This window comes from Williamsia sp. MIQD14, from assembly GCF_051025635.1.
Taxonomy (GTDB): Bacteria; Actinomycetota; Actinomycetes; order Mycobacteriales; family Mycobacteriaceae; genus Williamsia_A.
This window is the reverse complement of record NZ_JBPFDG010000001.1, coordinates 466,221-490,109: the sequence shown is the minus strand read 5'-3', so window position 1 is coordinate 490,109 and position 23,889 is coordinate 466,221. Positions and strand designations below refer to the sequence as shown.

Genomic DNA, 23,889 nt, shown 5'->3' with positions numbered 1-23,889 from the left:
GCAGACCGTCCCGATCACCTCGAGTCCGTTGCCACCCGCCGAGAGAGGAGCCGATCATGTCGGTACCCATCCGTCCCGCTGACGGGTCCGTCGGTCCGGTGGGCGACGAGGCGCTCGACACCGTGGACGCCGTGGTGCTCGCGCCGCCGATCAGCCAACGGCGACTGATCCTGCGTCGCTTCCTGCGCAACCGGCTCGCGCTGTTCGGGATCGTGGTGCTGGTCGCGATGTTCCTCGCGGCGTTCCTGCTCCCGTACGTGATCCCCTACGGCTACGAGGAACTCGACGCGTTCGCCCTGAACTCACCACCCACCACCGCACACTGGTTCGGCACGAACCAGATCGGCCAGGACGTCCTCGCGCAGACGCTGCGCGGACTGCAGAAGTCACTCATCATCGGCATCCTCGTGGCGCTCATCTCGACCGTCGTGGCCGGGGTGGTCGGCGCCGTCGCCGGCTACTTCGGTGGGTGGCCCGATCGCGGGCTGATGTGGATCGCCGACGTGATGCTGGTGGTACCGAGCTTCCTCATCATCGCCATCTCGAGCCCCTATTTCCGGGGCAAGAGCTTCATGATCCTCGTCGTCCTGCTCGCCGCCTTCTCGTGGATGATCACCTCCCGCATCGTGCGAGCTCTCACGCGGTCGTTGCGCGAGCGGGAGTTCATCCGGGCGGCGAGATACATGGGCGCCACCCCGGGCACCATCATCGGCAAGCACATCCTCCCGTCGATGGCGTCGATCCTCATCGTCGACGTCACCCTGAACGTGGGCATCGCGATCATCGGCGAGGCGAGCCTGAGCTACTTCGGTTTCGGGGTGCAACGTCCCGACGTGTCGCTGGGCACGCTCATCGCCGACGGGACCTCGTCCGCGTTGACCTACCCGTGGCTCTTCGGGTTCTGCTGTGGCGCACTCGTGCTCATCGTGCTGGCCGCGAACTTCGTGGGCGACGGTCTGCGCGACGCGTTCGATCCGACCTCGACGAGAGGGCAGGCCCGTGCCTGAGAACACGAAGGTCCTCGAGGTCGCCGACCTCGAGGTGACCTTCCCCAGCGAAGAGGGGACCGTGACCGCGGTCCGCGGTCTCGACTACTCGGTGAACCGCGGTGAGGTACTCGCCATCGTCGGTGAATCGGGGTCGGGCAAGTCGGTGTCGTCGCTGGCGGTGATGGGTCTCCTGCCCCCGTCGGCGCGGGTCTCGGGGTCGATCGAGCTCAACGGCCGCCAGCTGCTGGGCCTCTCCGATCGCGAGATGTCCACCGAACGCGGACGTTCGGTCGCGATGATCTCCCAGGACCCGCTGACCGCACTGACCCCCATCTTCCGGGTGGGCGATCAGATCGCCGAGGCCGTGAGGATCCACAACCCGTCGATGTCGCGGTCGGCCGCGCAGACGCGTGCCGTCGAACTGCTCGACCTGGTGGGTATCCCCGAACCGGGCACCCGCGCGCGGTCGTATCCGCACGAGTTCTCCGGCGGTATGCGCCAGCGTGTGGTCATCGCGATGGCGATCGCCAACGACCCCGATCTCATCATCGCCGACGAGCCGACCACCGCGCTCGACGTCACCATCCAGGCCCAGATCCTCGAATTGCTGCGTACCGCGCGCGACGTGACCGGTGCCGGCGTCGTGTTCATCACCCACGACCTCGGAGTCGTCGCGGGCGTGGCCGATCGCGTGATGGTGATGTACGCAGGTCGTGCCGTGGAGACCGCGCTGGTGGACGACCTCTACGCGCGGCCGTCGATGCCGTACACGATCGGTCTCCTGGGCTCGATACCCCGGCCCGACCGTCCGGCGCAGCAACGTCTCGTCCCCATCGACGGCAATCCGCCCGCACTGGTCGATCTGCCCGTCGGATGCCCGTTCGGCCCACGCTGTCCCGTGCACATCGATGCCTGCGACACCGCCGAGCCGCCGCTGATCGAGGTGGCGGCCGGTCACCGTGCGGCGTGTATCAACGTCGAAGCCGCCACCGAGGGCAGTGCCGCCGAGGTCTTCGGAGTCGAGGTCGACACACCGCCGGCCGCCGGTGGAGACGCTACCGAGAAGGCGCCCACCTCGGATGTCGTGCTCTCGGTGACCGAGCTGCGCAAGAGTTACCCACTCTTCAAGGGTTCGGTGATCCGGCGTCGCACAGGTTCGTTCGAGGCCGTCGGCGGGATCAGCTTCGACCTCCGCGCCGGGCACACCCTCGCGATCGTCGGCGAGTCCGGGTGCGGCAAGTCGACCACACTGATGCAGATCATGGACTTCACCCGACCGGAGTCGGGATCGATCTCGGTGCGCGGTCAGCACCCCTACGACCTCGGCCGTGCCGCGCAACGCGAACTGCGCGCACACATCCAGATGGTGTTCCAGGACCCCATGGGTTCGCTCGACCCGCGTATGCCGGTCGGCGAGATCATCGCCGAGCCGCTCAAGATCACCGGCGTACCCGCGACCGAACGTGCCACGCGCGTGCGGGAACTCATGGACACCGTGGGTATGCGACCGGCCTTCGCCGACCGCTACCCGACCCAGTTCTCCGGCGGTCAACGCCAGCGCATCGGCATCGCCCGCGCGCTCGCACTGCGGCCGTCGATCCTCGTGCTCGACGAACCGGTGTCGGCGCTCGACGTCTCGATCCAGGCCGGTGTGCTGAACCTGCTGCAGGACCTGCAGGCCGAACTGGGGCTCGCCTATCTGTTCGTGTCGCACGACCTCTCGGTCGTGCGGCACCTCGCCGACGACGTCGCCGTCATGCGGAACGGCGTCTTCGTCGAGAAGGGCCCCACCGCGCAGGTCTTCAGCGACCCCCGCGACCCCTACACGCGGGCTCTGCTCGCGGCCATCCCCGTCCCCGATCCCGCCCGACAGCGAGAACGCATCACCACCGCGGCCGAACTGGCCGAGAAGATATGAGAGGCAACATCATGAGACGCAGAACACTTCGCGCGATCGTGCCCCTGGCGGCGGTCATCGCCGCCGCCGGCCTACTCGCGGGATGCTCGTCGGGCAACAACGGTGGCGCCCGGGGGCCCGATTCGTTCGTGACAACGGCGCAGGTCAACCCGCATCCGATCAGCGACCTGAAGCAGGGCGGCAACCTCAACTTCCCGTTGTCGCAGGTGCCGGTCAACTTCAATTACTACCAAATCGACGGAACCCAGGTCGACACGAATCGCTTCTATCTCGCGCTGATGCCGACCGCATTCCGAGCCGCGCCGGACGCGTCCCTGTCGGTGGACACCGACTACTTCACGTCGATCAACGAAACCTTCGTCAACGGCAAGCAGACCGTCACCTACGACATCAATCCCAAGGCGACGTGGAGCACCGGTCGCCCGATCGACTACACCGATCTCGTCACGAACTGGACGGCCCTCAACGGCAAGGACACCGCCTACGAGGCATCCTCGACCGCCGGCTACGACCGTGTGGAGTCGGTCGTCCGCGGGTCCAGCGACAAACAGGCGATCGTCACCTATCAGGCCGGGAAGCCCTACGGAGACTGGCGCGGATTGTTCGTTCCCTTGCTACCTCGCGAGAACATGAACTCGGTGCAGGCGTTCAACAACGGCGCGATCACCCAGTTCCCGCCCACAGCAGGGCCTTTCCGCATCCGGTCGATCGAGCCCGGGAAGAAGCGTTTCGTGGCCGAACGAAACCCCGACTGGTGGGGTGAGAACAAGGCCGTACTCGACACCATCACCTACATACCGCTCGATTCGACAGCGTCGATCGGCGCGTTGCAGAGCGGGGAAGTGGACTTCTACGAACTCGGCAGCGATGCGGACGCTTTCAAAATCGCCCGGGGTATTCCGAATGTCGAACTGCGCCAGAGCCTGGGATTCCAATATCGGCACTTCGATTTCAACGGTGCCAGTGGTCGCATCACCTCGGACAAGGCTGTGCGGCTGGCACTGATGAAGGCGATCAATCGGACGTATCTCGCCCAGACACAGTTGGGTCAGATCACCTCGAAGCCGACCGTGATGAACAACCACGTTTTCGTCGACGGACAGAAGGGGTATCAGGCCAACAACGGGGACATCACCTTCAATCCGGAGCAGGCGAAAAAGGAACTCGACGCGGCAGGGTGGACCATGTCGGGACAGTTCCGCAAGAAGGACGGCAAGCAACTCGATCTGCAGGATGTGATCCCGTCGGGAACGCCCAACGCCTCACAGGAAGCGCAGATCATGCAGCAGAACCTGAAGGACGTCGGGGTCAACCTGATCATCGACACCGTGCCCACTGATGACTTCTTCGAGAAGTATGTCTTGGTCGGCAATTTCGACGTCACTCATTTCACCTGGGAAACAACGCCGTACCCGTCCGGTGGCGATGGAATTTACCGGCTGACCAAGGGCATCACGCTGCAGAACTACGGCCAGGTCGGTAGCCCGGAGATCAATGCGCTTGCCGATGAGGCGTTGAAAGAGACCGACGACACCAAGCGGTTCGCCCTCTACAACCAGCTTGATCAAAAGGTCTGGCAGGAGGGCCACAGTTTGACGCTCTTCCAGCGTCCGTTCACCTACGCGACGAAGAAGAACCTCGCGAATTACGGTGCGCCCGGTTTCGGCGACCAGGACATGTCCAAGGTCGGGTTCCTGAAATAGCGGGCCTGCGCTATCCGCTCGCCGTCGCGGCCGCCTGCATGGTGGTCGCGGCGGCGACGGTCCCGGTGCTCGGGGCGCTGTCGGTCCTGGTCCTCCTGATCGTGCTGATGACCACCGTGTGTCGACTCGGTATCGCGATGGTGTGCGCACGACGTCTCGCCCGGGGCGGCGGTCGACCGGTCACGGTGAGGCGCATACGGGTGCAGCACCGCATGCGCTCCCGCGGTGTCCTCGAACTGCACGCCGAGGGGGCGGTCACCCTGGTGCCGGTGTATTTCCACACCGGTCTGCTGGCGATCGCGCCGGATACCGCGGCGCGAATCGTCCGGGTCGGTCGATGGGTCGCCTGCGAGGTCGGCGACGGGATCGTGGCGCTACCCGCCGGGCGGGAGCGGCACAGACCCATGCCGGGGACCGTGTCCGACGCCCCGCGTCTCAACCCCACTGATCTGCGGGCCCGCGCTGCGCGTTTCGGATCGATCCGGCGTCGGCTGGTGCTCGATGCGCCCGCCGCGGTGGGCGCACCGATTGTCGGGCTGCTGTGGGTGTTCGTCGCCGGTGGTGGGGTGATCGACGTCGTGGCCGTGACGGTCGTGGCGGCCACGGTGGCGGTGTGGATCTCCGCCCTCGGGGGCAGCGATCCCAGCTGACGTCGACTCCCCGACGGGTCAGGCTCCCCAACCGACGAGGAGTGCGGCGAGGCCGGATTCGAAGGCGCGGTGGGCTCGGTCCGGGGTGTCGAGATGGGCGAGCGCGCGGGCGAACGCGGGCTCGGACACGTCGTCGTGCGCCCACACCTGCTGCGGGGCAGCGAGATCGAGTGCCGATCCGAGGACGAACGCATCGAGCACGGTGATCGCGTCGAGGGTCTCCTGCGCGGTGAGGCCGGCGGTGTCGAAGGCTCGGGCGAGTGCCTCGTACATGGCGAGCGCCGCGCGGCTGCGCACCGTGTGGGTGGTCAGCAGCGGGATGAGCCGCGGGTGTGCGGCGTAGGCTTCGCGATACGACCGTGCGATGGCGGCCACGGTGTCGGCCCATCCCGCGTCGGTGGACGCGTCGATCCGCACCGACGCCATGGCGCGGTCGCGCAGCAGCTCGATGATCGCACCGCGGCCACCGATGTGGTTGTAGAGCGACGACGGTCGAACTCCCAGTGCGGCAGCGACACCCGGCATCGTGAAGTCGCCGGTCGAGTCGACCGCACGCAGCGCGGTGTCGACGATGAGGTCGACCGACAGCAGCGGGGTACTCGGGCGGGGCACGCTGTCACAGTAGCGACCCGGCGGAGCGTGACCCGGCCGATCGAGCCGCGGCGTTCGCCGTGGTCGTCGAAACCCCCGACCGGGTTCGGCCGCCGTCCGTAGGCTGAATCGTGCGGCTGCCGGCCACGAAGACCCCGGGAGCCCTCACACATGTGTCGTGCGCGGCCGGCCCGCGCTTTTCGGAGGTTCACCATGAAGGCAACACTCATCTACGGCAAGGGCGACATCCGGATCGAGAACGTCCCCGACCCCGAGTTGCGCGATCCCACCGATGCCGTGGTCCGCGTCGTCCGGTCCTGCATCTGCGGGAGCGACCTCTGGCCCTACGGCTCGAAAGAGGCCTCCGACGAGGGCGCCCGCATCGGACACGAGTTCCTCGGCGTCATCGAGGACGTGGGTTCCGAGGTCGGGGACCTCCAGCGCGGCGACCTCGTCGTCGCCCCGTTCGTGTGGGCCGACAACACCTGCGACTTCTGTGCCGAGGGCCTGCAGACGTCCTGCCGCCACGGTGGCGGCTGGGGGATGGACGGTGTCGACGGCGGACAGGGAGAGGCGGTGCGCGTGCCGCAGGCCCAGGGCACGCTGGTGAAGCTGCCGGTGGCCGAGGACTCCGCACTGCTGCCGTCACTGCTGACGTTGTCCGATGTGTTCTCCACCGGCCACCACTGCGCGGTCACCGCCGGTGTCGGCGAGGGCGACACGGTGACCGTGATCGGTGACGGCGCGGTGGGTCTGTCGGCGGTGCTCGCGGCCAAGCGCCTCGGCGCCGAGCAGATCATCCTGATGGGTCGGCACACCGCCCGCACCGACCTCGGTCGTGAGTTCGGTGCCACCGACGTGGTCGCCGAGCGCGGCGACGAGGGCATCGAAAAGGTCCGCGAGCTCACCGGTGGTGACGGCACCCGCAAGGTGCTCGAGTGCGTCGGGCACGAGGCCGCGATGGACATGGCGCTGGGCGCGGTCCGCTCCGGCGGTACCGTGAGCCGTGTCGGCGTGCCGCAGTACGACAAGGTGACCGCGGGAAGCCAGTTCTTCATGAACAACATCACGCTCACCGGCGGTGTCGCGCCTGCTCGCGCCTACATCGAGGAGCTCATGCCCGACGTGCTCGACGGAAAGGTCGAGCCCGGCAAGGTCTTCGACGTGAGCATGGGGCTCGACGACGTCCCGACCGGCTACCAGCAGATGGCCGACCGCGAGGCACTCAAGGTGATCGTCACCCCCTGACCGACGTCCCGACGCGCAGGCGCTCCACTTTCGTGGTCGCGCTCCACGTATAGGTGGAGCGCCACTCGGGAAGTGGAGCGCCTGTGTTGTCAGCAGTGCCGGGACTCAGCCGTGGCAGTGACCGCCGGGTGAGGGGGCCACGTCGAGCGAGGGGTTGCGGTCGAAGAACCCGAAGGGCTTGAGCCAGAACGAGACGGTGTCGGCGGGCATCACCGGCCAGTCCTCGGGTCGGGTGATGTGGTGGACGCCGAAGACGTACCAGAGCACGACGTCGGTGTTCTCGATCGGCCGGTCGGCCTTCGTCCACGAGCCCAGGCCGGTGTCGCCGGCCGACTGGTTGACGAACTCGCCTGCGGGCCAGCGTTCGTCGGGGCGGTTGGGTGTCACCCACAGGGTGTGGCCGATGACCTCGGCGCGGGCGAAGATCGGCGAGGCGGGATCGAACATCGACGGGATCGCGTCCCCGGGGACCAGTTTGTAGGCGGGATGCGTGCCCAGGCCGTTGACGGTGTTGGGGTTGACCACCTTCCACGCCCGCTGACTCGCCCAGTTCATGTCCTGGCGTCCCTGCGACTCGGTGCGCAACGGGATGTTGCGCTGCACGAGCGACAGTCCGTACGGGTTGTCGGGCCCCATCGGCTCGGCCTCGGTCTCGCTCATCACGACGGTGTTGTCGGTGCCGTCGACATCGAGATCGAGGCGTGCCACCAGGAAGTGTTGGTGGAACGGTGCATAGGTGCGTTCGTCGACCAACGTGCCGTGCGGGTGCTCGGCACCGGGGGCGATCGGCGTGGTGACCATGATCCCGGTGGCACGGACCTCGCACTGGATGTTGCCGTCGGTGTAGAAGCGCCAGTAGACGAGGTACTCGTAGTTGGCGACGGTGACGTGGAAGCTGACCGTGAGCCGCCGCATACGACGCACCTCGGCGCCCGCGTCGTGATCGACGTGCTTCCACAGCACGGCGTCGTCCTCTTCGTGGATGCAGATCGCGTTGGTGATCGTGTACGGCTCGCCGGCGCTGTCGTGCAGGGTGGCGTCGAGATACCGGATCTCACCCAAACAGTCGCAGCCGAGTTCCAGTGATGTGGTCATGAACCCGAGGCCCCACTCGCCGATGTCGAACGCCGTGCGCCGGTAGTGGTCCTCGCAGTGGTCGCGGTAAGGAACCATCATCTCCGCGAACGACATCCGATGCGCGACCGACCTCTCTCGGTCGCCGTCGCGGTAGGTGACGGTGTGCAGCGTCATCCCCTCGCGATGGTTGAACCCGACCCGCAGCGACCAGTTCTGCCACGTGAGACGGTTGCCGTCGAGGGTGAACGACGGTCCCTCGGGTTGGGTGATCTCCAACGGGCTGAGCGGTTCTCGGCGCGACTGTGCCCGGATCCGCTCGGGGATCAGTGAGGGGACGTATTCGCCCATCACCTCCGGCGGGTCGATGGCGCCGTCGGGACCGTCGAACGAGTCCTCGATACGCAGCAGTTCCATCGTGTTGACGTCGATCACGCAGTGCAGCCCCGACACCGGGTGCGCGTACGGGTTGGCGCCGGGCTCCGACCGCAGCCACGTGTCCGACCAGCCGAGTCGGCGGTCGGCGTACTCGGGGGGCATCACCGCCGCGCCGTAGGTCCAGGTGTCCATGAACACCAGGTCGAGATCGGTGATGCCGCGACGTGCGAGCGCGGCGATCACGTCGGGATGGGCCCGCAGCACACGGTCGCATTCCTCGAACTCGTCGACGGTGAAGTTGGCCTGCACGCCGGGGATGTGCTCGAACGACTCGACGCGGGCGTCGGTCAGAGAGACCACCGCCTTGTGGGTGGCGTTGCGCGCCGATTCGAGCAGCGTGACCAGCGCGCGGCGCGCGGGCAGCGTGCCGTCGGACGCGAACGCGGCGAGCTCGGCCTTGCTCGGCTCGGCCATCTCGATCGAGCAGTACCGCCAACCGGGCCCCACTCCGTGGGCGTCGGCGAGAATGCTTCGCACCGAGCGGAATTCGTCGGTGTCGAGGGGGTCGAGCGGATGCGAGGTCACGGGAACGTGCTCCTGGTGTGGAAGGAAAACACGCCTGCGCGGCCGGGTGACGACCGCGCAGGCGGGGTTCGTGGCGGTCCTAGTCGACCGAGCTCATCACATGTTTGACGCGCGTGTAGTCCTCCACGCCGTAACCGGAGAGGTCTTTGCCGTAGCCGGAGTTCTTGAACCCGCCATGGGGCATCTCGGCGACCAGCGGGATGTGGCAGTTGATCCATACGCAGCCGAAATCGAGTGCGGCCGACATGCGGTTGGCGGTGGCGTGATCGGTGGTCCACACGCTCGAGGCCAGGCCGTAGTCGACGCCGTTGGCGAGCTCGATCGCCTCGGCCTCGTCGGTGAACGACTGCACCGTCACCACCGGACCGAACGTCTCGTCCTGCACCAGGCTGTCGTCCTGGTGCACACCGGTGATCACCGTCGGTTCGACGAAGAACCCGGTGTCGCCCTTGCGTTTGCCGCCGATCGCGACGGTGGCGTGCGACGGGACGGAGTCGAGGATCGCGGTGACCTTGCCGAAGTGGTCGACGTTGTTCAGCGGGGGCACGGTGACGTCGGCGGTGTAGGCGACCAATTTGTCGACGAAGGCGTCGTGGACCGAGTCGTGCACGAGGATGCGGGTCACCGCGGTGCAGTCCTGGCCGGCGTTGAAGAACGCGGCGTCGGCGATGGGCGCGACGGACTTCTCGAGGTCGGCGTCGGCGAACACGACCGCGGGTGCCTTGCCGCCGAGTTCGAGATGGGCGCGCTTGAGGTTCTTCGCGGCGGCGACCGCGACGGCGATCCCGGCGCGCACCGAGCCGGTGATGGCGACCATGGCCGGCGTCGGATGGCTCACCACCGCGGCACCGGTCTCGCCGTTGCCCAGCACGATGTTGAGGACGCCGTCGGGGAGGATGCCCTTGGTGATCTCGGCGAGCACCAGGGTGCTCTCGGGGGTGGTGTCGCTGGGCTTGAGGACGATGGTGTTGCCCGCCGCGAGCGCGGGCCCGATCTTCCACAGCGCCATCATCAGCGGGTAGTTCCACGGCGTCACCTGGCCGACCACGCCGACCGGCTCACGACGCACGTGCGAGGTGAAACCCTCCATGTACTGCCCCGCCGACTTGCCCTCCAACATGCGGGCGGCGCCAGCGAAGAAGCGGATCTGATCCGCGCCGACGGTGACCTCCTCGTCGGCGATCTGCGCCTCGGGTTGTCCGGTGTTGCGCGCCTGCGCGGCCACGATGCGATCGGAATTGGCCTCGATCGCATCGGCGAGACGCAGCAGTGCCTTCTGGCGGGTCGAGGGTGTGGTGGTGCCCCACGAGGCGAACGCGGCCTTCGCCGCCGCCATGGCCGCATCGACATCGGCCGCACCGGAGATGGGGGAGCGGGCCACGACCGACTCGTCGATCGGGTTCACCACGTCGATGACGTCGGTGCCCGTCGCGTCGACGAACTCCCCGTTGATCCAGTTCTGCAGCACGGTCGGTGTGGTCATGCGGGTGGCGGCCTCCTCGGGAGACGGTGGGTGGCTTGTCGATCAGTGTTTCCCCTGTGGGTGGTGGGGTGCCCCTGACAGTCTGTCCACACTTCACGCTCCCGGATGGACGAAATGGAGTAGCGTCGCGGTGTCCGTGCAGTTCGAGGGGGTGATCGGCAGTGGCGACGACGGTCGGCTGGCTCCTCGATCAACGTGCCCTCGACCTACGGGCCTGCACCGGCCGGCTCGGGCTCGACCGTCCGATCGACTGCGCCCTGACCTCGGAACTCGTCGATGCCGCCGAGTGGCTCTCGGGCGGGGAACTCCTGCTGACCACGGGGATGCGGCTGCCCGACGACCATGACGGTCGCGCGCGGTACCTCTCGAGCCTCGCCGACGCCGGCGTCGCGGCCATCGGCTTCGGCACCGGGCTGGGCTACGACACCGTGCCCGACGACCTCGTCGCCCTCGGCGCCGATCTGGGTCTGCCGGTGCTCGAGGTCCCCCTGCCCATCCCGTTCTCCGCGATCGCGCGAGCACTGCTCGACCGGGTCGCCGACGACCGCTACGCGCAGTTCACCCGCGCCGCCCGCAGCCAGCCCGCGATGACCCGGGCCGTCATCGCCGGGGGCGTCCCCGCGCTCGCCGGCGAGCTGGCGGCCGCACTCGACCACACCGTGGTGGTGATCGATCGCGACGGCCGTGTCGTGTGCAGCCGTCCGCGCGCGGCCGATCCGGCCGCGATGGCGCATGTGCGCCGTGCCATCGGACCCGACCACTGGCGTTCGCGTGCGGCGTCGGCGACCGGTGTGACCATCACCGACGACCACACCATCACCGTGCAGCGCATCAGCTCCGGCGGCGCGGTGGTCGGGCACCTCGCGGTGATCGGTGAGCGGCCGCTCGGCGATCTGCAGCGCGTGCTGGTGGGTCACGCATCGTCGTTGATCACCCTGCAGCACAACGGCGCCGGCGACGTGGCCGCCGAACGGGCGCAGCTGCATGCCGACGTCCTCGGGTTCGCGGTACGCGGTGACCCCCTGCCGCCGACCGCCGAGACGATGCTCCTGCGCGCCGCCGACGACGACGGTCTCGTGCGGGTGGTCGTGTTCGAATTCCGCTCGGCGGCCACGGCGACCGACGCCGTCGGGCGTCTCGCGGGCGCGCTGGAGCAGAGGTGGCGACCGGTGTTCTGCGCGCAGGACGGGCGTGAGGTGGTGGTGGTGCTGCGCGGTGACGACGACGCCGCGACGGCACTGTCGCTGGCCGCGGGTCTGCGGATGCGCGCCGGCCTCGGTGACCCGGTCGCGGTGCGCGAGATCGCGGCGTCGACCGGGCAGGCCCGTCAGGCCGCACGCGCCGCCGTCGACGGGGAGGTCGTCGATCTCGTGACGACGCGGTCGGTGCTCGCGATCGACGGGGTGCAGGACGGCCTGCGCGGACTCCACGACATCCGGTTGCGACCCCTGCTCGAGGTGCGTGCCGCCGGTGGCGCCGACCTCGTGATCACCCTGCGCCGGTTCCTCGAGGCCAACGGACACTGGGAATCGGCGGCCGCGGCGATCGGCGTGCACCGGCACACGTTGCGGCAGAGGGTGTCCCGGATCGAAGGCCTCCTCGGCGTCGATCTGGCCGACGCCCGCACCCGCGCCGAACTCCTGCTCATCCTCCTCAGCGGCGACCGCCCACCCTCGCCGCGCTCGACGCCGACTGCTCGATCCCTAGGGTGAACCCATGGACCTGCAGCTGAGCGGTAAGCGCGCGATCGTCACCGGCGGGAGCAGCGGCATCGGCAAGGCCATCGCGCGCGCTCTGGCCGCCGAGGGAGCCGCTGTGGTCGTCGCGGCACGGGACCCGCGTCGACTGGCCGAGGCCGCGGCCGAGATCGCCCGCGACACCGGCGGGCGGGTGGTCCCGATCGCCGCCGACACCGCGGAGCAGGAATCGGTGGATCGCCTCGTCGAGCGGACCGTCGCCGAGCTCGGTGGCGTCGACATCCTCGTCAACAGCGCGGCGACCCCGTGGAGCGCGGGCAAGCCGACCGCGTTCGACGCCATCACCGACGACGTCGTGCGCGCCGAGGTCGAGATCAAGGTGCTCGGCTACCTGCGCACCGCGCGGGCGGTGACGCCGCACATGGTGGAGCAGGGGTGGGGTCGCATCATCAACATCAGCGGACTCGGTGCGCGACAGGCGACCTCGATCGCCCACACCGTCCGCAACGTCAGCGTCTCGGCGCTCACCAAGAATCTCGCCGACGAACTCGGTCCGAAGGGGATCAACGTGACCGTGGTGCACCCCGGGCTCACGCGCACCGAACGGCTGCGGGATCGTCTCGCCGATCAGGCTGCCCGCGAACAGGTCTCGGTGGAGAGTCTCGAGGAGGGGGTGGCGACCAACTCCATCCGACGCGTGGTCGACGCCTCCGAGGTGGCCGACGTCGTCGCCTTTCTCGCCTCGCCGCGCAGCATCGCGATCACCGGCGACGCGATCGCGGCCGGCGGCGGGATACCCGGACCCGTCTACTACTGAGTCGGGGTTGCCGACACCGGCGTCGGTGTGGGCGACGAGCGCGGCGCGAGACGGGACACGATGCACCGCGCCACATCCCGCACCGCCGACCGGTCGTGGGTGTAGTACCAGGCGTACCGCCGCCGGGCGAGCGGCCCGCTGTCGCCGAGATCCTTGGCGACGATGGTGGCGGCGTAGTTCTGGGTCAGGATGGCCAGCGCGAACTGACGCGGGAAACCGGAATGCGGGCTGATCGGTCCGCGCACCCCGGGGACGTCGAACTCGCCGGCCCCCACGACCCCGACAAGCGTGTGCTTACGCGCGAAATCGGCGTACTGGTGCCCGAATCGGGTCGCGAAAGCATCGGCGTTCTGCACCGCGACGACCATGCATCCCGGCGTGATGAGCTCATCGCCCAGCGAGGTGACCGTGTCGAACACCCGCATGATGGTCGCGTGGTCGATGACCTGCGACGGCAGTCGGTCGAGGATGTCGGCCGGCGCCTGCAGTGGTGGCGGACCGGCCGGGAACGCCCGGATCATGTGTCGCTCATCGGCGATCGGTGCGTCCGCAGGCGGGTCGCCCGGCCGACCCAGGAGGAAGCCCTGGCCGAGGGTGGCGCCGACCGAGCGGGCCACGGCGATGTCGCCGTCGTCCTCGATGCCCTCGGCGAGGATGCGGGCGCCGGTCTCGGCGGCGTAGTCGATCACGAAGGAGACGGTGTCGTCGGACCCCGGCGCCGTCGGGTCGGTGATGATCCGCCGGTCGAGCTTCACGACGTCGGGCAGGATCAGGGGGAGCAGCGCCAACGACTCGGGGTTGGGGCCCACGTCGTCGAGCGCGATACCGCAGTCGCGTTCGCGGGCCCAGTCGATGGTCGCCATGACCGCGGCCGGGTTCGCTAGCACGTCGCGTTCGGTGAGCTCGATGATGATCTGCAGGTCGTTGCTGGTGATCTCGCGAAAGCGATCGCCCGGGAAATGCCAGGTGGGTGACGTTCCCAGCGCCGTGGGCTCCACGTTGATGAAGACGCTGAGCGGACGGACGAGACCTTCGCGCAGCGAGGCGACGACCGCGGCGCGGCGACAGGCCCAGTCGAGTTCGGCGATGCGCCCCGACCTGCGCGCGTGGTCGAACACCTCGAGCGGGGAGGCGTCGGGTTCGGCGGGCCACCGCGACAACGCCTCGTACCCGACGGTCGCCGATGTCGTGAGATCGACGATGGGCTGGAACGCAGGCACGACCGGGGACGCGAGAGCGCGCTCGGCGCGCTGGTGGTCGTAGGTCATCGCAGGTCACGCCTGTCTCTAGACGGTCTCCCGAACCACTGTGCATCATCGTTGTCGGCGACCGGTCGCGCAACAACGTGCAGATCGGCGCGTGTCGCCATCGCCCGTTCCGCCGACACCGCCGTCCGGGCGTCCTCTCAGGGCGGAGACCGGCGTCGGAGGCGGCGGGGTCGAAAAGTTTGGAACACTGGAGAGGTGACCCCGCCCCCTCCCTCGTCCCCAGCACCCACCGCCGACGGCTCCACGGCATCGACCGCCCGTTCGGCGGCGTTGTTCGCGCGGGCGAGCGGTGTCATCCCGGGTGGGGTCAACTCGCCGGTCCGGGCCTTCTCGTCGGTCGGCGGCACGCCGCGTTTCATCACCTCGGCGCAGGGCTGCCGCATGACCGACGCCGACGGCACCACCTACATCGACCTCATCAGCTCGTGGGGCCCGATGATCCTGGGCCACGCCCACCCGACGGTGGTCGAGGCCGTGCAGCGGGCCGCGACCACCGGCCTGTCGTTCGGCGCCCCGACCGAGGCCGAGATCGAACTCGCCGAGGAGATCATCGGTCGCGTCGCCCCGGTCGAACGGGTGCGCCTGGTCAACTCCGGCACCGAGGCGACGATGTCGGCGGTGCGCCTGGCCCGCGGGTTCACCGGTCGCACCAAGATCATCAAGTTCGCGGGCTGCTACCACGGTCACGTCGACGCGCTGCTCGCCGACGCGGGCTCGGGCGTCGCGACGCTCGGCCTGCCCACCTCGCCCGGCGTGACCGGCGCCCAGGCCGCCGACACCCTCGTCGTGCCCTACAACGACCTCGCCGCGGTCGAGGCGGCGTTCGCCGAGAACCCCGACACCGTCGCGTGTGTGATCACCGAGGCCGCCGCCGGGAACATGGGCGCCATCGCACCGGCGCCCGGCTTCAACGCGGGCCTGAAGGAGCTGACCGCCCGCAACGGAGCGCTCCTCATCGTCGACGAGGTGATGACCGGCTTCCGAGTGAGCCCCTCCGGGTGGTTCGGCATCGACGGCGTCGCCGGCGACCTCTACACCTTCGGCAAGGTCATGAGCGGTGGCCTGCCCGCCGCCGCGTTCGGTGGCCGCGCCGACATCATGGGCCACCTGGCACCGGCCGGGCCGGTCTACCAGGCGGGCACGCTGTCGGGGAACCCCGTCGCCGTCGCCGCCGGGCTGGCCACGCTGCGCACCGCCGACGCCGACGTCTACGCCGCGCTCGACGCGAACTCCCACCGCCTCGGCGACCTCATCACCGACGCTCTCACCGCCGCGGGTGTCGGCCACCGCGTGCAGTACGCGGCCAACATGGTCAGTGTGTTCTTCACCTCCACCCCCGAGGTGGCGATCACCGACTACGCCGCGGTCAAGAACAGCGAGACCTGGCGGTTTGCGCCGTTCTTCCACGCGCTGCTCGCACGCGGCGTCTACCCGCCGCCCAGCGCGTTCGAGGCGTGGTTTGTGTCGGCAGCGCTCGACGAGGATGCTTTCGGTGTCCTGGCCGACGCGATGCCTGCGGCGGCCGCCGCGGCTGCCGCGGCCACGTCCCGCGAGGAGCTCCACTGATGCAGCGCACCATCGTGCACATGATGCGACACGGCGAGGTGCACAACCCCGGCGGCATCCTCTACGGCCGTCTGCCGCATTTCGGGTTGTCGACCACCGGTACCCGACAGGCCGGTCGCGTCGCCGACGAGCTCGCCGACCACGACATCACGGCCGTCTTCGCCTCGCCGCTGCAGCGCGCCCAGGAGACCGCCACCCCGATCGCCGCGCGCCACGGGCTGTCGATCATCACCGACGAGGGCCTCATCGAGGCCGAGAACGTCTTCGAGGGTCTGAAGGTGTCGATCGGCGACGGGGCGCTGCGCCGCCCGCGGCACTGGCCGAAGATGCGTGACCCGTTCACGCCGTCGTGGGGTGAGCCCTACATCCAGCTCGCGCACCGCATGCTCGCCGTCGCCACCAAGGCACGCGACGCCGCCCGCGGTCACGAGGCGGTCTGCGTCAGCCACCAGCTGCCCGTCTACACACTGCGTCGGTTCCTCGAGGGCCAGCGTCTGTGGCACGACCCGCGCCGTCGCCAGTGTTCGCTGGCCTCGCTGACCAGCCTCCTCTACGACGGCGACGCCCTCGTCGACATCGTGTACTCCGAGCCGGCCGGCGCGTCCGACCCCCTCGCCACGGGGGCGTGACCCCAGCTGTGAGGAAAGGCGCGGTGCTCGCGGCCATCGTGGCGCTGGTGGTGGTCCTCGCCGGCTGCGGTACCGGCGACGACGCCGTCGCCCAGGGCGACACCTTCGAGTTCGTGTCGCCGAACGGTCAGACCTCGATCACCTACGACCCGCCGTCGGCGCGCAAACGGGTCCAGGAATTGCGCGGCGAGAACGTCGTCGACAACAGCCCGCTCGCCCTCTCGGATTTCACCGGCGACGTCGTCGTCGTCAACGTGTGGGGTCAGTGGTGTGCACCGTGCCGGGCCGAGGTCGGTGACCTCGAGCAGACCTTCGAGCAGACCCGCAGCCTCGGCGTCGCGTTCCTCGGCATCAACTTCCGCGACAACCAGACCGACGCGCAGGACTACATCGCCAACAACAAGATCAGCTACCCGTCGATCTTCGACTACCCCGGCCGCACGCTGGTCCGCCTGACCACGCCGACCTCGGTCGTGCCGACCACCGTCGTCCTCGACCGCTACCACCGGGCCGCGGCGGTGTTCCTGCGGACGATCTCCGCCGAGGAACTCGAACCCCTCGTCCGGCGCCTGGCCGCCGAGCCCTATGACGGCCCCTCGGCGTCGGCGTCCCCGTCGTCCTCACCGTCACCGTCGACCGTGCCGTCGGCGCGGGTGCCGTCGTGAGCGCGGTGACGCTCGCCTCGGGCATCGGCGACTCCTTCGCCTCCACCGTCAGCTCCGGACCGATCCTGCTCGCCCTCGGTGCCTGCGCGCTCGCCGGCCTGGTGTCGTTCGCGTCGCCGTGCGTGGTGCCGCTCGTCCCGGGCTACCTGTCGTATCTCGCCGGTCTCGTCGGCGCCGAGGCGCCGCCGGTGCGCGCCGGGGAACCCAAATCGACCGGCCGTGCCCGCGTGGCCGGCGCCGCACTGCTGTTCGTGCTCGGGTTCACCGTGGTGTTCGTGCTCGCCACCGCCACCGTCTTCGGCATCACCTCGACGTTCGTGCTCAATCGTGATGTGCTGCAACGCATCGGCGGTGTCGTCACCATCGCGATGGGTCTGGTGTTCATCGGTCTCGTCCCGATGCTGCAGCGCGACGCGCGGTTCCACCCGCGACTGGTGTCGAACCTCGTCGGCGCACCGCTGCTGGGGGCGGTCTTCGCGCTCGGCTGGACGCCGTGCCTGGGCCCGACGCTGGCCGCGGTCATCGCGACCGCCAGCGGCACCGAGGGGTCGACGGCGGTCCGCGGGGTCACCCTGATCATCGCCTACTGCCTCGGACTCGGCCTGCCGTTCGTGATCCTCGCGTTCGGCTCGGCGAGCGCGCTGCGCGCCGTCGGCTTCATGCGTCGGCACGCCCGCACCATCCAGGTCGTCGGCGGCGTACTGCTCATCGCGGTCGGCATCGCGCTCGTCACCGGGATGTGGGACTCGTTCGTCACCTGGGTGCGCGACGCGTTCGTCACCAACACGGAGTTGCCGATATGACCGACACCATCGTCCGCGACACCACCGGAGCCGCCTCGCCACCGCCGCCGGTGTGGAAGCGGCGCCTGCTGTGGCCGGCGCGCAACCTGTGGCGGTCGCTGACGTCGATGCGCACCGCGCTGGCGTTGCTGTTCCTGCTGGCGTTGGCCGCCGTCCCCGGCGCACTCCTGCCGCAGCGTGAACTGAACTCGCAGAAGACCCAGGCCTACATCGACGACCACGGCCTCCCGGCCCGGATCCTCGACCGCCTGCAGTTCTTCGAGGTGTTCTCCAGCGTCTGGTTCACCGCGATCTACGTGCTGCTGTTCATCTCGCTGGTCGGCTGCCTCACCCCGCGCCTCATCGAGCACGCCAAGGCCCTGCGCGCGACACCGGTCGCCGCGCCCCGCAACTTCACCCGACTGCCGCGCCACGACCGCCACGAGGTCGACGGTGCACCGTCGGAGATGGCCGACCGCGTGATGGGGAATCTGCGTGGATGGCGACGCACGCGCACGACGCGCACCGTCACCGCACCCGACGGCGCGCAGACCGAGATCATCGAGATCTCGGCCGAGAAGGGCTACCTGCGGGAGTTCGGCAACCTCGTGTTCCACTTCGCGCTGCTCGCGCTGCTGGTGTCGATCGCAGCGGGAAAGATGTGGGGCTACGAGGGCACCCGCATCCTCGTCGCCGACGGCCAGCAGGGACTGTGCAACACCTCGACCGCGGTCTACGACTCGTTCCGCGGCGGCAACCTCGTCGACGGCACCGACCTCGCGCCGTTCTGCGTGCAGGTCGACGACTTCACGGCCAAGTACCTGCCCAGCGGCCAGGCCGACATGTACTCCGCCCGCGTCGACTACCAGGCGGGTTCCGACCTCGAGAACGACCGGACGAAATCGACCACCCTGAAGGTCAACGACCCGCTGCGCGTCGCCGGTGACCGCGTGTACCTCCTCGGCCACGGGTACGCGCCGACGTTCACCGTCACCTTCCCGAACGGGGAGAAGCGCACCCAGACGGTGCCGTTCACCCCGAACGAGGCCGTCACGCTGCTGTCGTCGGGCGCCGCCCGCTTCGACACCCCCGCCGGGCTCTACCCCGACTCCGACGTGCGCCGCAAGAACCAGATCGCCGTGGAGGGCCTCTTCGCGCCGACCGCTCTGTTCACCGGCGCGACCGGGTCGTTGCTGTCGTCATCGTTCCCCGAAGCGCGTGACCCGCAGGTCGCGATCCGCATCTACAAGGGTGACACCGGCCTCGACACCGGTCGCCCGCAGAACGTCTACTCGCTCGACCAGAACCTCATCAACCAGGGACGACTGCTGCAGAAGGCGCAGGTCAACCTCGCGGTCGGGCAGACGAGCACCATCGACGACGGCACCACCGTCCGCTTCGACGGCTACCAACAGTGGGTGTCACTGCAGGTCAGCCACGACCCCGCCCAGCAGTACGTGCTGATCTCGGCGATCGCCATGCTCGCCGGGCTGTTGGTGTCGCTGCTGATCAAGCGACGTCGGGTGTGGGCGCGGATCACGCCGGCTGCGGACCCCTCTTCTCGGGATTCCGCCGCGACCGGCAAACGACATACAGTAGTAGAGATGGCGGGTCTCGCCCGGACCGATCAGGCCGGGTGGGGCGAGGGCTTCGGTGACCTCGTCCGCAGACTCCTCGAGATCGATCCACCCGGCGCACGTTCTGCGCGCACCGGCGAAAGGTGACACCTGTGAACATCGACGAGAACCTGTCGCGGTACTCCGACCTGCTCTTCGGCACCACGCTCACGCTGTACGTGCTGGCGATGATCATGTTCCTGGCCGCCCTCGCGTCGTCGCGCAGCACGACCGCCGCGCCGGCTGCAGCCGAGGAGAACGTGCTGGTCAAGGCGGGTGGCGGCAACGACGTCCGCACGCCGGGTCCGGTCGGCGACGTCCGGATGCCGGGCAAGATCGGTCCGCAGGTGCGCACGCCGTTCGGTGAGCGCATCGCGAAGATGGCGTTCCCGGTGGTGATCGTCGGCGCGCTGGCCCACATCGGGTCGATCGTGATCCGCGGTCTCGCGACCGACCGCATGCCCTGGGGCAACATGTACGAGTTCATCAGCCTGTCGTGCGCGGCGGGTGTCGTCGCGGGCATCGTGGTGCTGCGCCGCCCCGAGAACCGGCCGCTGCTGTCGTTCGTGCTGGTGCCGGTCGCGCTGCTGATGTTCATCGCGGGCCGCTGGCTCTACACGCAGGCCGCGCCCGTGGTCCCCGCCCTGAAGTCCTACTGGCTCGCGATCCACGTCTCCATCGTGTCGGTGGGGTCCGGGGTGTTCCTGGTGTCCGGTGTCGCCAGCGCGCTGTACCTGATCAAGCTGCGCTACCCCGAGGCCGGGAACGGCATCGGCGGACGCATCCTCGACCGGCTGCCCAGCGCGCAGGCGCTCGACCGGCTCGCCTACAAGACCGTCGTGTTCGCGTTCCCGCTGTTCGGCCTGGGCGTCATCTGCGGCGCCATCTGGGCCGAGGCGGCCTGGGGACGCTTCTGGGGCTGGGACCCCAAGGAGACGGTCTCGTTCATCGCCTGGATCATCTACGCGGCCTACCTCCACGCCCGCGCGACCGCGGGCTGGCGCAACACGTCGGCGGCGTGGATCAACATCGCCGGATTCGTGGCGATGTTGTTCAACCTCTTCATCATCAATCTGGTGGTGTCGGGTCTGCATTCCTACGCCGGCCTGTAGGAAGCGCGCCGCGGGCGCGCGACTTTACGCAGTGCTACCGAAAAAACAATGTCAACGAACAATGGTGAGCCGCGAGAATGATCCCGCGGCTCACCATTGTCTTGCGGTGACTCAGTGGTCGTCGCGCAGATTCTGCTGACGCACGACCTTCAGCAATTCGATGATGGTGTCGATGGTCGACACCGACAGTTCGCCGTGGCGGAACGCCGCGAGATGGGCGCCGGTCTCGGCGGCCATCGCGACGTATTCGCGCTGCTGCTCGACCCGCTTGAGATCCTCGTCGGGGTCGGACAGGAAGTAGGTCACGCTGATCTCGAACGCGCGCGAAATCGCTTCCACCGTGCGGAAAGACGGTGTCTTGGCCTTGCCGGTGCGCAGCTGTGAGATGTAGGCGTCGCTCAGCGTGTAGCCGAGGCGATTCGCCTTCAGCGCGATCTTCTTCCCGGTGTAGGGAATACCGTTCTCATCGCGAACGGTGTCGAACAGTTCATTGAGACTCTCGGCAAAAGACCGGGCTGTGTGAACGTCGCTCGTCGTGGTCATTCGTGCTCCCCGATCTAGTGAAGGTGACCGACCAGATCACCTTCGCAGCAGATGGAACTCGCCATGCGGACAAGAATGTGTCCGCCTTGCGTTTATTTCTGCTGTGAACTCTACCTTTAGGAGTCGTTCATCAGGTACTACGAGCCGAACACCACCTCAGGAACCGGCTCCGGGGCGCGGATCGTCGGCGTCGGGGGCCGGTGGGGTGGCCGTGTCGTCGCCGGTCGGGTCGGTGCCGTTCGTGTCGCGGCGGGGGCTGCGAGGGGTGCGGCGATCGTGACCGAGATCGAGCAGGAAATCGGGATCGTCGTCGGGGCCGATGGGGCCGCGCCGCGACGACGTCGGTGCGCTGCGCGTCGTCGTGTCCGGCCCGAACGCCTTCCACACGAGATAGGCGACACCTATCGCGACGACCAGGGCAACGACGACGACCACGAGAAACCTCCACGAACGTACGGGTAGGTCCACGTTACGGGAGTCCGACGAATCGGGCTGTCGACGCTGGTCGGGAGCCCGCGTCGGGGGCTCCGAGACGACCGCGGGCCGACACCCGGGGGCTGTCCGGGGCCGGCCCGCGGGCTCGACGAGTCGTGCGACGAGGTCAGTCGGTCTTGCGGTTGAGCAGGGCCACGACGTCGGCCTCGCGGAACCGGCGGTGACCACCGGGGGTGCGGATGGCGCCGAGCAGGCCGGAGCTGGCCCAGCGGGCCACGGTCTTGGGGTTGACGTTGAACATCGCCGCGACCTGTCCGGGGGTCAGCGTGTGCTGGCTGGCCACCCGCGGCGTGATCGGCATGGACGACGAGAGTGCGCCCCCAGGCATAGCGTTGAATGCTGCAGTCATGTGTCGTTCTCCTCGTGCTGGGCCCCCGGCCGTCGATCGAGATCGGCGGTGGTGGGCATCTGATCTGGCTGTGACCGATGAAACTGGTGTTTCGCTGCCCGACAACATGATTACACCGAGAATGCAAGGTGTTCGAACGGTCAGCTGTTGGTAAATCAATGGTAAAAATCGGGCATCGCGGGCGCGGGGCCCTCTCGACGTAGGCTGACGGGGTGAACGAACGCGACACATCCGCCAGTCAGCCGGGCCCCACGGGTGCCCCCTCGGACCCGCAGGAGGTCGGTGCCGGACGTGGTCTGGCGACCGCGCTTATCCTGTACACCGTTGCGCGCCTTGGACTTGTCATCGTGCTGGCCGCGATCATCTACGGCGTCGGACACCTCGCCGGGGTCGACGTGCCGATCCTCGTCGCGGCGATCTTCGCGGTCGTGATCGCGCTGCCGCTGGGCATGCTGCTGTTCAAGCGACTGCGCACCGACGTCAACTCTGCCATCTCCGCGGTCGACGCCGACCGCCGCGCCAAGCGCGACGCGTTGCAGGCACGGTTGCAGGGATCGCAGCGTCCCGACGGTTCCGGCGACCCCCGATCGTGACGCCCGCGGGTCCGCTGGTCGACCACCGGGGCTCGCGTGAGTGGGTCGACACCGCGATCCGGCTGATCGAGGCCGACGCCACGCGCAGCGCCGACACCCACCTCGTGCGGTTCCCGCTGCCGGAGTGGTCGCGGTTCGTCGGCGCCGACGGTGAACCCACCGCCATCGATCTCTATCTGAAGGACGAGAGCACCCACATCACGGGTTCCCTCAAGCACCGGCTCGCGCGGTCGCTGTTCCTGTACGCGCTGTGCAACGGGTGGATCACCGAGACGACACCGGTCATCGAGGCGTCGTCGGGATCCACCGCGGTCTCCGAGGCCTACTTCGCGGCCCTGATCGGGGTGCCGTTCGTGGCGGTCATGCCGCGCAGCACGTCGTCGGCGAAGGTCGCGCTCATCGAGCGACAGGGCGGCCGGTGCCACTTCGTGGACTCGCCGTCGGAGGTCTACACCGCCGCGGCGTCCCTCGCCGACGACCTCGGCGGGCACTTCATCGACCAGTTCACGATGGCCGAACGCGCCACCGACTGGCGCGGCAACAACAACATCGCCGAGTCGATCTACTCCCAGCTGTCCCTCGAGCGGCACCCGATCCCGACGTGGGTCGTCGTCGGAGCGGGCACCGGCGGCACCTCGGCCACCATCGGCCGCTACATCCGCTACCGCCGCCACCCCACATGGCTCTGCGTGGTCGACCCGGAGAACTCGGTGTTCCATCCGGCGTATGCCAGCGCCGACGGATCGGTGACCTCGGCGGTCGGGTCGAAGATCGAGGGCATCGGCCGGCCCCGTGTGGAGCCGTCGTTCGTCTCGCAGGTCATCGACGCGATGCTGCGGGTTCCCGACGCGGCGTCGGTGGCGACCGCGCGGCTGGTGTCGGATCAGCTGGGCCGCCGCGTCGGCGGGTCGACCGGCACCAACGTGTGGGGCGCGTTCGCCGTCATCGCCGACATGCTCGCCGCCGGCACCGGCGGCAGCGTGGTGACGTTGCTCTGCGACGGCGGCGACCGGTACGGCGACACCTACTTCGACGACGACTGGGTCGCCGGGTGCGGCTGGTCGCTCGACGAGCCGCGCGCCGTGCTCGACGAGTTCTGGACCGACGGTCGGTGGACCGGGTGAGCGCGGTGGCCGAC

22 protein-coding genes are annotated in these 23,889 nt (G+C 68.7%); 15 read left to right on the top strand and 7 right to left on the bottom strand.

Annotated elements, in window-relative coordinates; all coding sequences use genetic code 11:
* The first annotated feature begins 98 nt into the window (after positions 1 to 98).
* The 4 genes from ACQ7HM_RS02045 to ACQ7HM_RS02030 are packed head-to-tail and all read left to right on the top strand — an operon-like array spanning position 99 to position 5,260.
* A complete protein-coding gene (locus ACQ7HM_RS02045) occupies positions 99 to 1,007 on the top strand; it encodes an ABC transporter permease (RefSeq protein ID WP_434215604.1) in 909 nt (302 codons plus the stop codon).
* Positions 1,000 to 2,907, top strand: coding sequence for an ABC transporter ATP-binding protein (locus tag ACQ7HM_RS02040; RefSeq protein WP_434214571.1), 1,908 nt, complete (start codon positions 1,000 to 1,002; stop codon positions 2,905 to 2,907). The genes ACQ7HM_RS02045 and ACQ7HM_RS02040 overlap by 8 nt, the downstream gene beginning before the upstream one ends.
* Positions 2,904 to 4,610 carry an ABC transporter family substrate-binding protein gene (locus tag ACQ7HM_RS02035; protein WP_434214570.1) on the top strand — a complete coding sequence of 569 codons (1,707 nt, stop codon included), beginning with the start codon at positions 2,904 to 2,906 and terminating at the stop codon, positions 4,608 to 4,610. Before ACQ7HM_RS02040 ends, ACQ7HM_RS02035 begins: the two co-directional genes overlap by 4 nt.
* 38 nt (positions 4,611 to 4,648) lie before the next feature.
* Entirely contained in the window at positions 4,649 to 5,260 is a 612-nt protein-coding gene (locus ACQ7HM_RS02030) for a hypothetical protein (RefSeq protein WP_434214569.1), read from the top strand.
* Positions 5,261 to 5,278: 18 nt separating this feature from the next.
* Here the strand turns inward: ACQ7HM_RS02030 and ACQ7HM_RS02025 are convergent, their stop codons facing one another.
* Positions 5,279 to 5,872: a TetR/AcrR family transcriptional regulator C-terminal domain-containing protein gene (locus tag ACQ7HM_RS02025; RefSeq protein WP_434214568.1), complete on the bottom strand. Its 594-nt coding sequence runs from the start codon at positions 5,870 to 5,872 to the stop codon at positions 5,279 to 5,281.
* Positions 5,873 to 6,064: 192 nt separating this feature from the next.
* On the opposite strand from ACQ7HM_RS02025, the gene ACQ7HM_RS02020 reads away from it, so the two are divergent.
* A complete protein-coding gene (locus ACQ7HM_RS02020; RefSeq protein ID WP_434214567.1) occupies positions 6,065 to 7,099 on the top strand; it encodes a zinc-dependent alcohol dehydrogenase family protein in 1,035 nt (344 codons plus the stop codon).
* Between the two features lie 105 nt (positions 7,100 to 7,204).
* Here the strand turns inward: ACQ7HM_RS02020 and ACQ7HM_RS02015 are convergent, their stop codons facing one another.
* Positions 7,205 to 9,136 (bottom strand): primary-amine oxidase, encoded by a 1,932-nt coding sequence (locus tag ACQ7HM_RS02015; protein ID WP_434214566.1) that lies wholly within the window; start codon positions 9,134 to 9,136, stop codon positions 7,205 to 7,207.
* Positions 9,137 to 9,215: 79 nt separating this feature from the next.
* Positions 9,216 to 10,619 carry an aminobutyraldehyde dehydrogenase gene (locus tag ACQ7HM_RS02010; RefSeq protein ID WP_434214565.1) on the bottom strand — a complete coding sequence of 468 codons (1,404 nt, stop codon included), beginning with the start codon at positions 10,617 to 10,619 and terminating at the stop codon, positions 9,216 to 9,218.
* Between the two features lie 161 nt (positions 10,620 to 10,780).
* Between ACQ7HM_RS02010 and ACQ7HM_RS02005 the strand changes: the two genes are divergently transcribed.
* On the top strand, positions 10,781 to 12,331 hold the full coding sequence (locus ACQ7HM_RS02005) for a PucR family transcriptional regulator (protein WP_434214564.1): 1,551 nt from the start codon (positions 10,781 to 10,783) through the stop codon (positions 12,329 to 12,331).
* Between the two features lie 4 nt (positions 12,332 to 12,335).
* The gene (locus ACQ7HM_RS02000; protein ID WP_434214563.1) at positions 12,336 to 13,133 is read left to right on the top strand and encodes an SDR family NAD(P)-dependent oxidoreductase; all 798 of its coding nucleotides are present in this window, start codon (positions 12,336 to 12,338) and stop codon (positions 13,131 to 13,133) included.
* Here the strand turns inward: ACQ7HM_RS02000 and ACQ7HM_RS01995 are convergent.
* Positions 13,127 to 14,401 (bottom strand): EAL domain-containing protein, encoded by a 1,275-nt coding sequence (locus tag ACQ7HM_RS01995; protein ID WP_434214562.1) that lies wholly within the window; start codon positions 14,399 to 14,401, stop codon positions 13,127 to 13,129. The genes ACQ7HM_RS02000 and ACQ7HM_RS01995 overlap by 7 nt on opposite strands.
* Positions 14,402 to 14,596: 195 nt before the next feature.
* On the opposite strand from ACQ7HM_RS01995, the gene hemL reads away from it, so the two are divergent.
* From hemL to ccsB, 6 genes are read left to right on the top strand one after another with little or no spacing between them, the layout of a single operon-like run.
* Positions 14,597 to 15,967, top strand: coding sequence for a glutamate-1-semialdehyde 2,1-aminomutase (gene hemL, locus ACQ7HM_RS01990; protein ID WP_434214561.1), 1,371 nt, complete (start codon positions 14,597 to 14,599; stop codon positions 15,965 to 15,967).
* Entirely contained in the window at positions 15,967 to 16,596 is a 630-nt protein-coding gene (locus ACQ7HM_RS01985) for a histidine phosphatase family protein (protein WP_434214560.1), read from the top strand. The genes hemL and ACQ7HM_RS01985 overlap by 1 nt, the downstream gene beginning before the upstream one ends.
* An 8-nt stretch (positions 16,597 to 16,604) precedes the next feature.
* Positions 16,605 to 17,261, top strand: coding sequence for a redoxin domain-containing protein (locus ACQ7HM_RS01980; RefSeq protein ID WP_434215603.1), 657 nt, complete (start codon positions 16,605 to 16,607; stop codon positions 17,259 to 17,261).
* Positions 17,258 to 18,064, top strand: coding sequence for a cytochrome c biogenesis CcdA family protein (locus ACQ7HM_RS01975; protein WP_434214559.1), 807 nt, complete (start codon positions 17,258 to 17,260; stop codon positions 18,062 to 18,064). The genes ACQ7HM_RS01980 and ACQ7HM_RS01975 overlap by 4 nt, the downstream gene beginning before the upstream one ends.
* Positions 18,061 to 19,767, top strand: coding sequence for a cytochrome c biogenesis protein ResB (resB, locus tag ACQ7HM_RS01970; protein ID WP_434214558.1), 1,707 nt, complete (start codon positions 18,061 to 18,063; stop codon positions 19,765 to 19,767). Before ACQ7HM_RS01975 ends, resB begins: the two co-directional genes overlap by 4 nt.
* Before the next feature lie 5 nt (positions 19,768 to 19,772).
* Positions 19,773 to 20,771, top strand: coding sequence for a c-type cytochrome biogenesis protein CcsB (gene ccsB / locus ACQ7HM_RS01965; protein ID WP_434214557.1), 999 nt, complete (start codon positions 19,773 to 19,775; stop codon positions 20,769 to 20,771).
* 111 nt (positions 20,772 to 20,882) lie between these two features.
* Here the strand turns inward: ccsB and ACQ7HM_RS01960 are convergent, their stop codons facing one another.
* From ACQ7HM_RS01960 to ACQ7HM_RS01950, 3 genes are all read right to left on the bottom strand, one after another.
* The gene (locus ACQ7HM_RS01960) at positions 20,883 to 21,314 is read right to left on the bottom strand and encodes a helix-turn-helix domain-containing protein (RefSeq protein ID WP_434214556.1); all 432 of its coding nucleotides are present in this window, start codon (positions 21,312 to 21,314) and stop codon (positions 20,883 to 20,885) included.
* A gap of 156 nt (positions 21,315 to 21,470) precedes the next feature.
* On the bottom strand, positions 21,471 to 21,749 hold the full coding sequence (locus tag ACQ7HM_RS01955; RefSeq protein WP_434214555.1) for a hypothetical protein: 279 nt from the start codon (positions 21,747 to 21,749) through the stop codon (positions 21,471 to 21,473).
* A gap of 166 nt (positions 21,750 to 21,915) precedes the next feature.
* Positions 21,916 to 22,158, bottom strand: a complete 243-nt coding sequence (locus tag ACQ7HM_RS01950) for a BldC family transcriptional regulator (RefSeq protein WP_055793089.1) — start codon at positions 22,156 to 22,158, stop codon at positions 21,916 to 21,918.
* Positions 22,159 to 22,370: 212 nt separating this feature from the next.
* On the opposite strand from ACQ7HM_RS01950, the gene ACQ7HM_RS01945 reads away from it, so the two are divergent.
* Both ACQ7HM_RS01945 and ACQ7HM_RS01940 read left to right on the top strand, forming a co-directional pair.
* Positions 22,371 to 22,751, top strand: coding sequence for a DUF4229 domain-containing protein (locus ACQ7HM_RS01945; RefSeq protein ID WP_434214554.1), 381 nt, complete (start codon positions 22,371 to 22,373; stop codon positions 22,749 to 22,751).
* Positions 22,748 to 23,875 carry a PLP-dependent cysteine synthase family protein gene (locus ACQ7HM_RS01940; protein WP_434214553.1) on the top strand — a complete coding sequence of 376 codons (1,128 nt, stop codon included), beginning with the start codon at positions 22,748 to 22,750 and terminating at the stop codon, positions 23,873 to 23,875. Before ACQ7HM_RS01945 ends, ACQ7HM_RS01940 begins: the two co-directional genes overlap by 4 nt.
* The last annotated feature ends 14 nt before the right edge of the window (positions 23,876 to 23,889 follow it).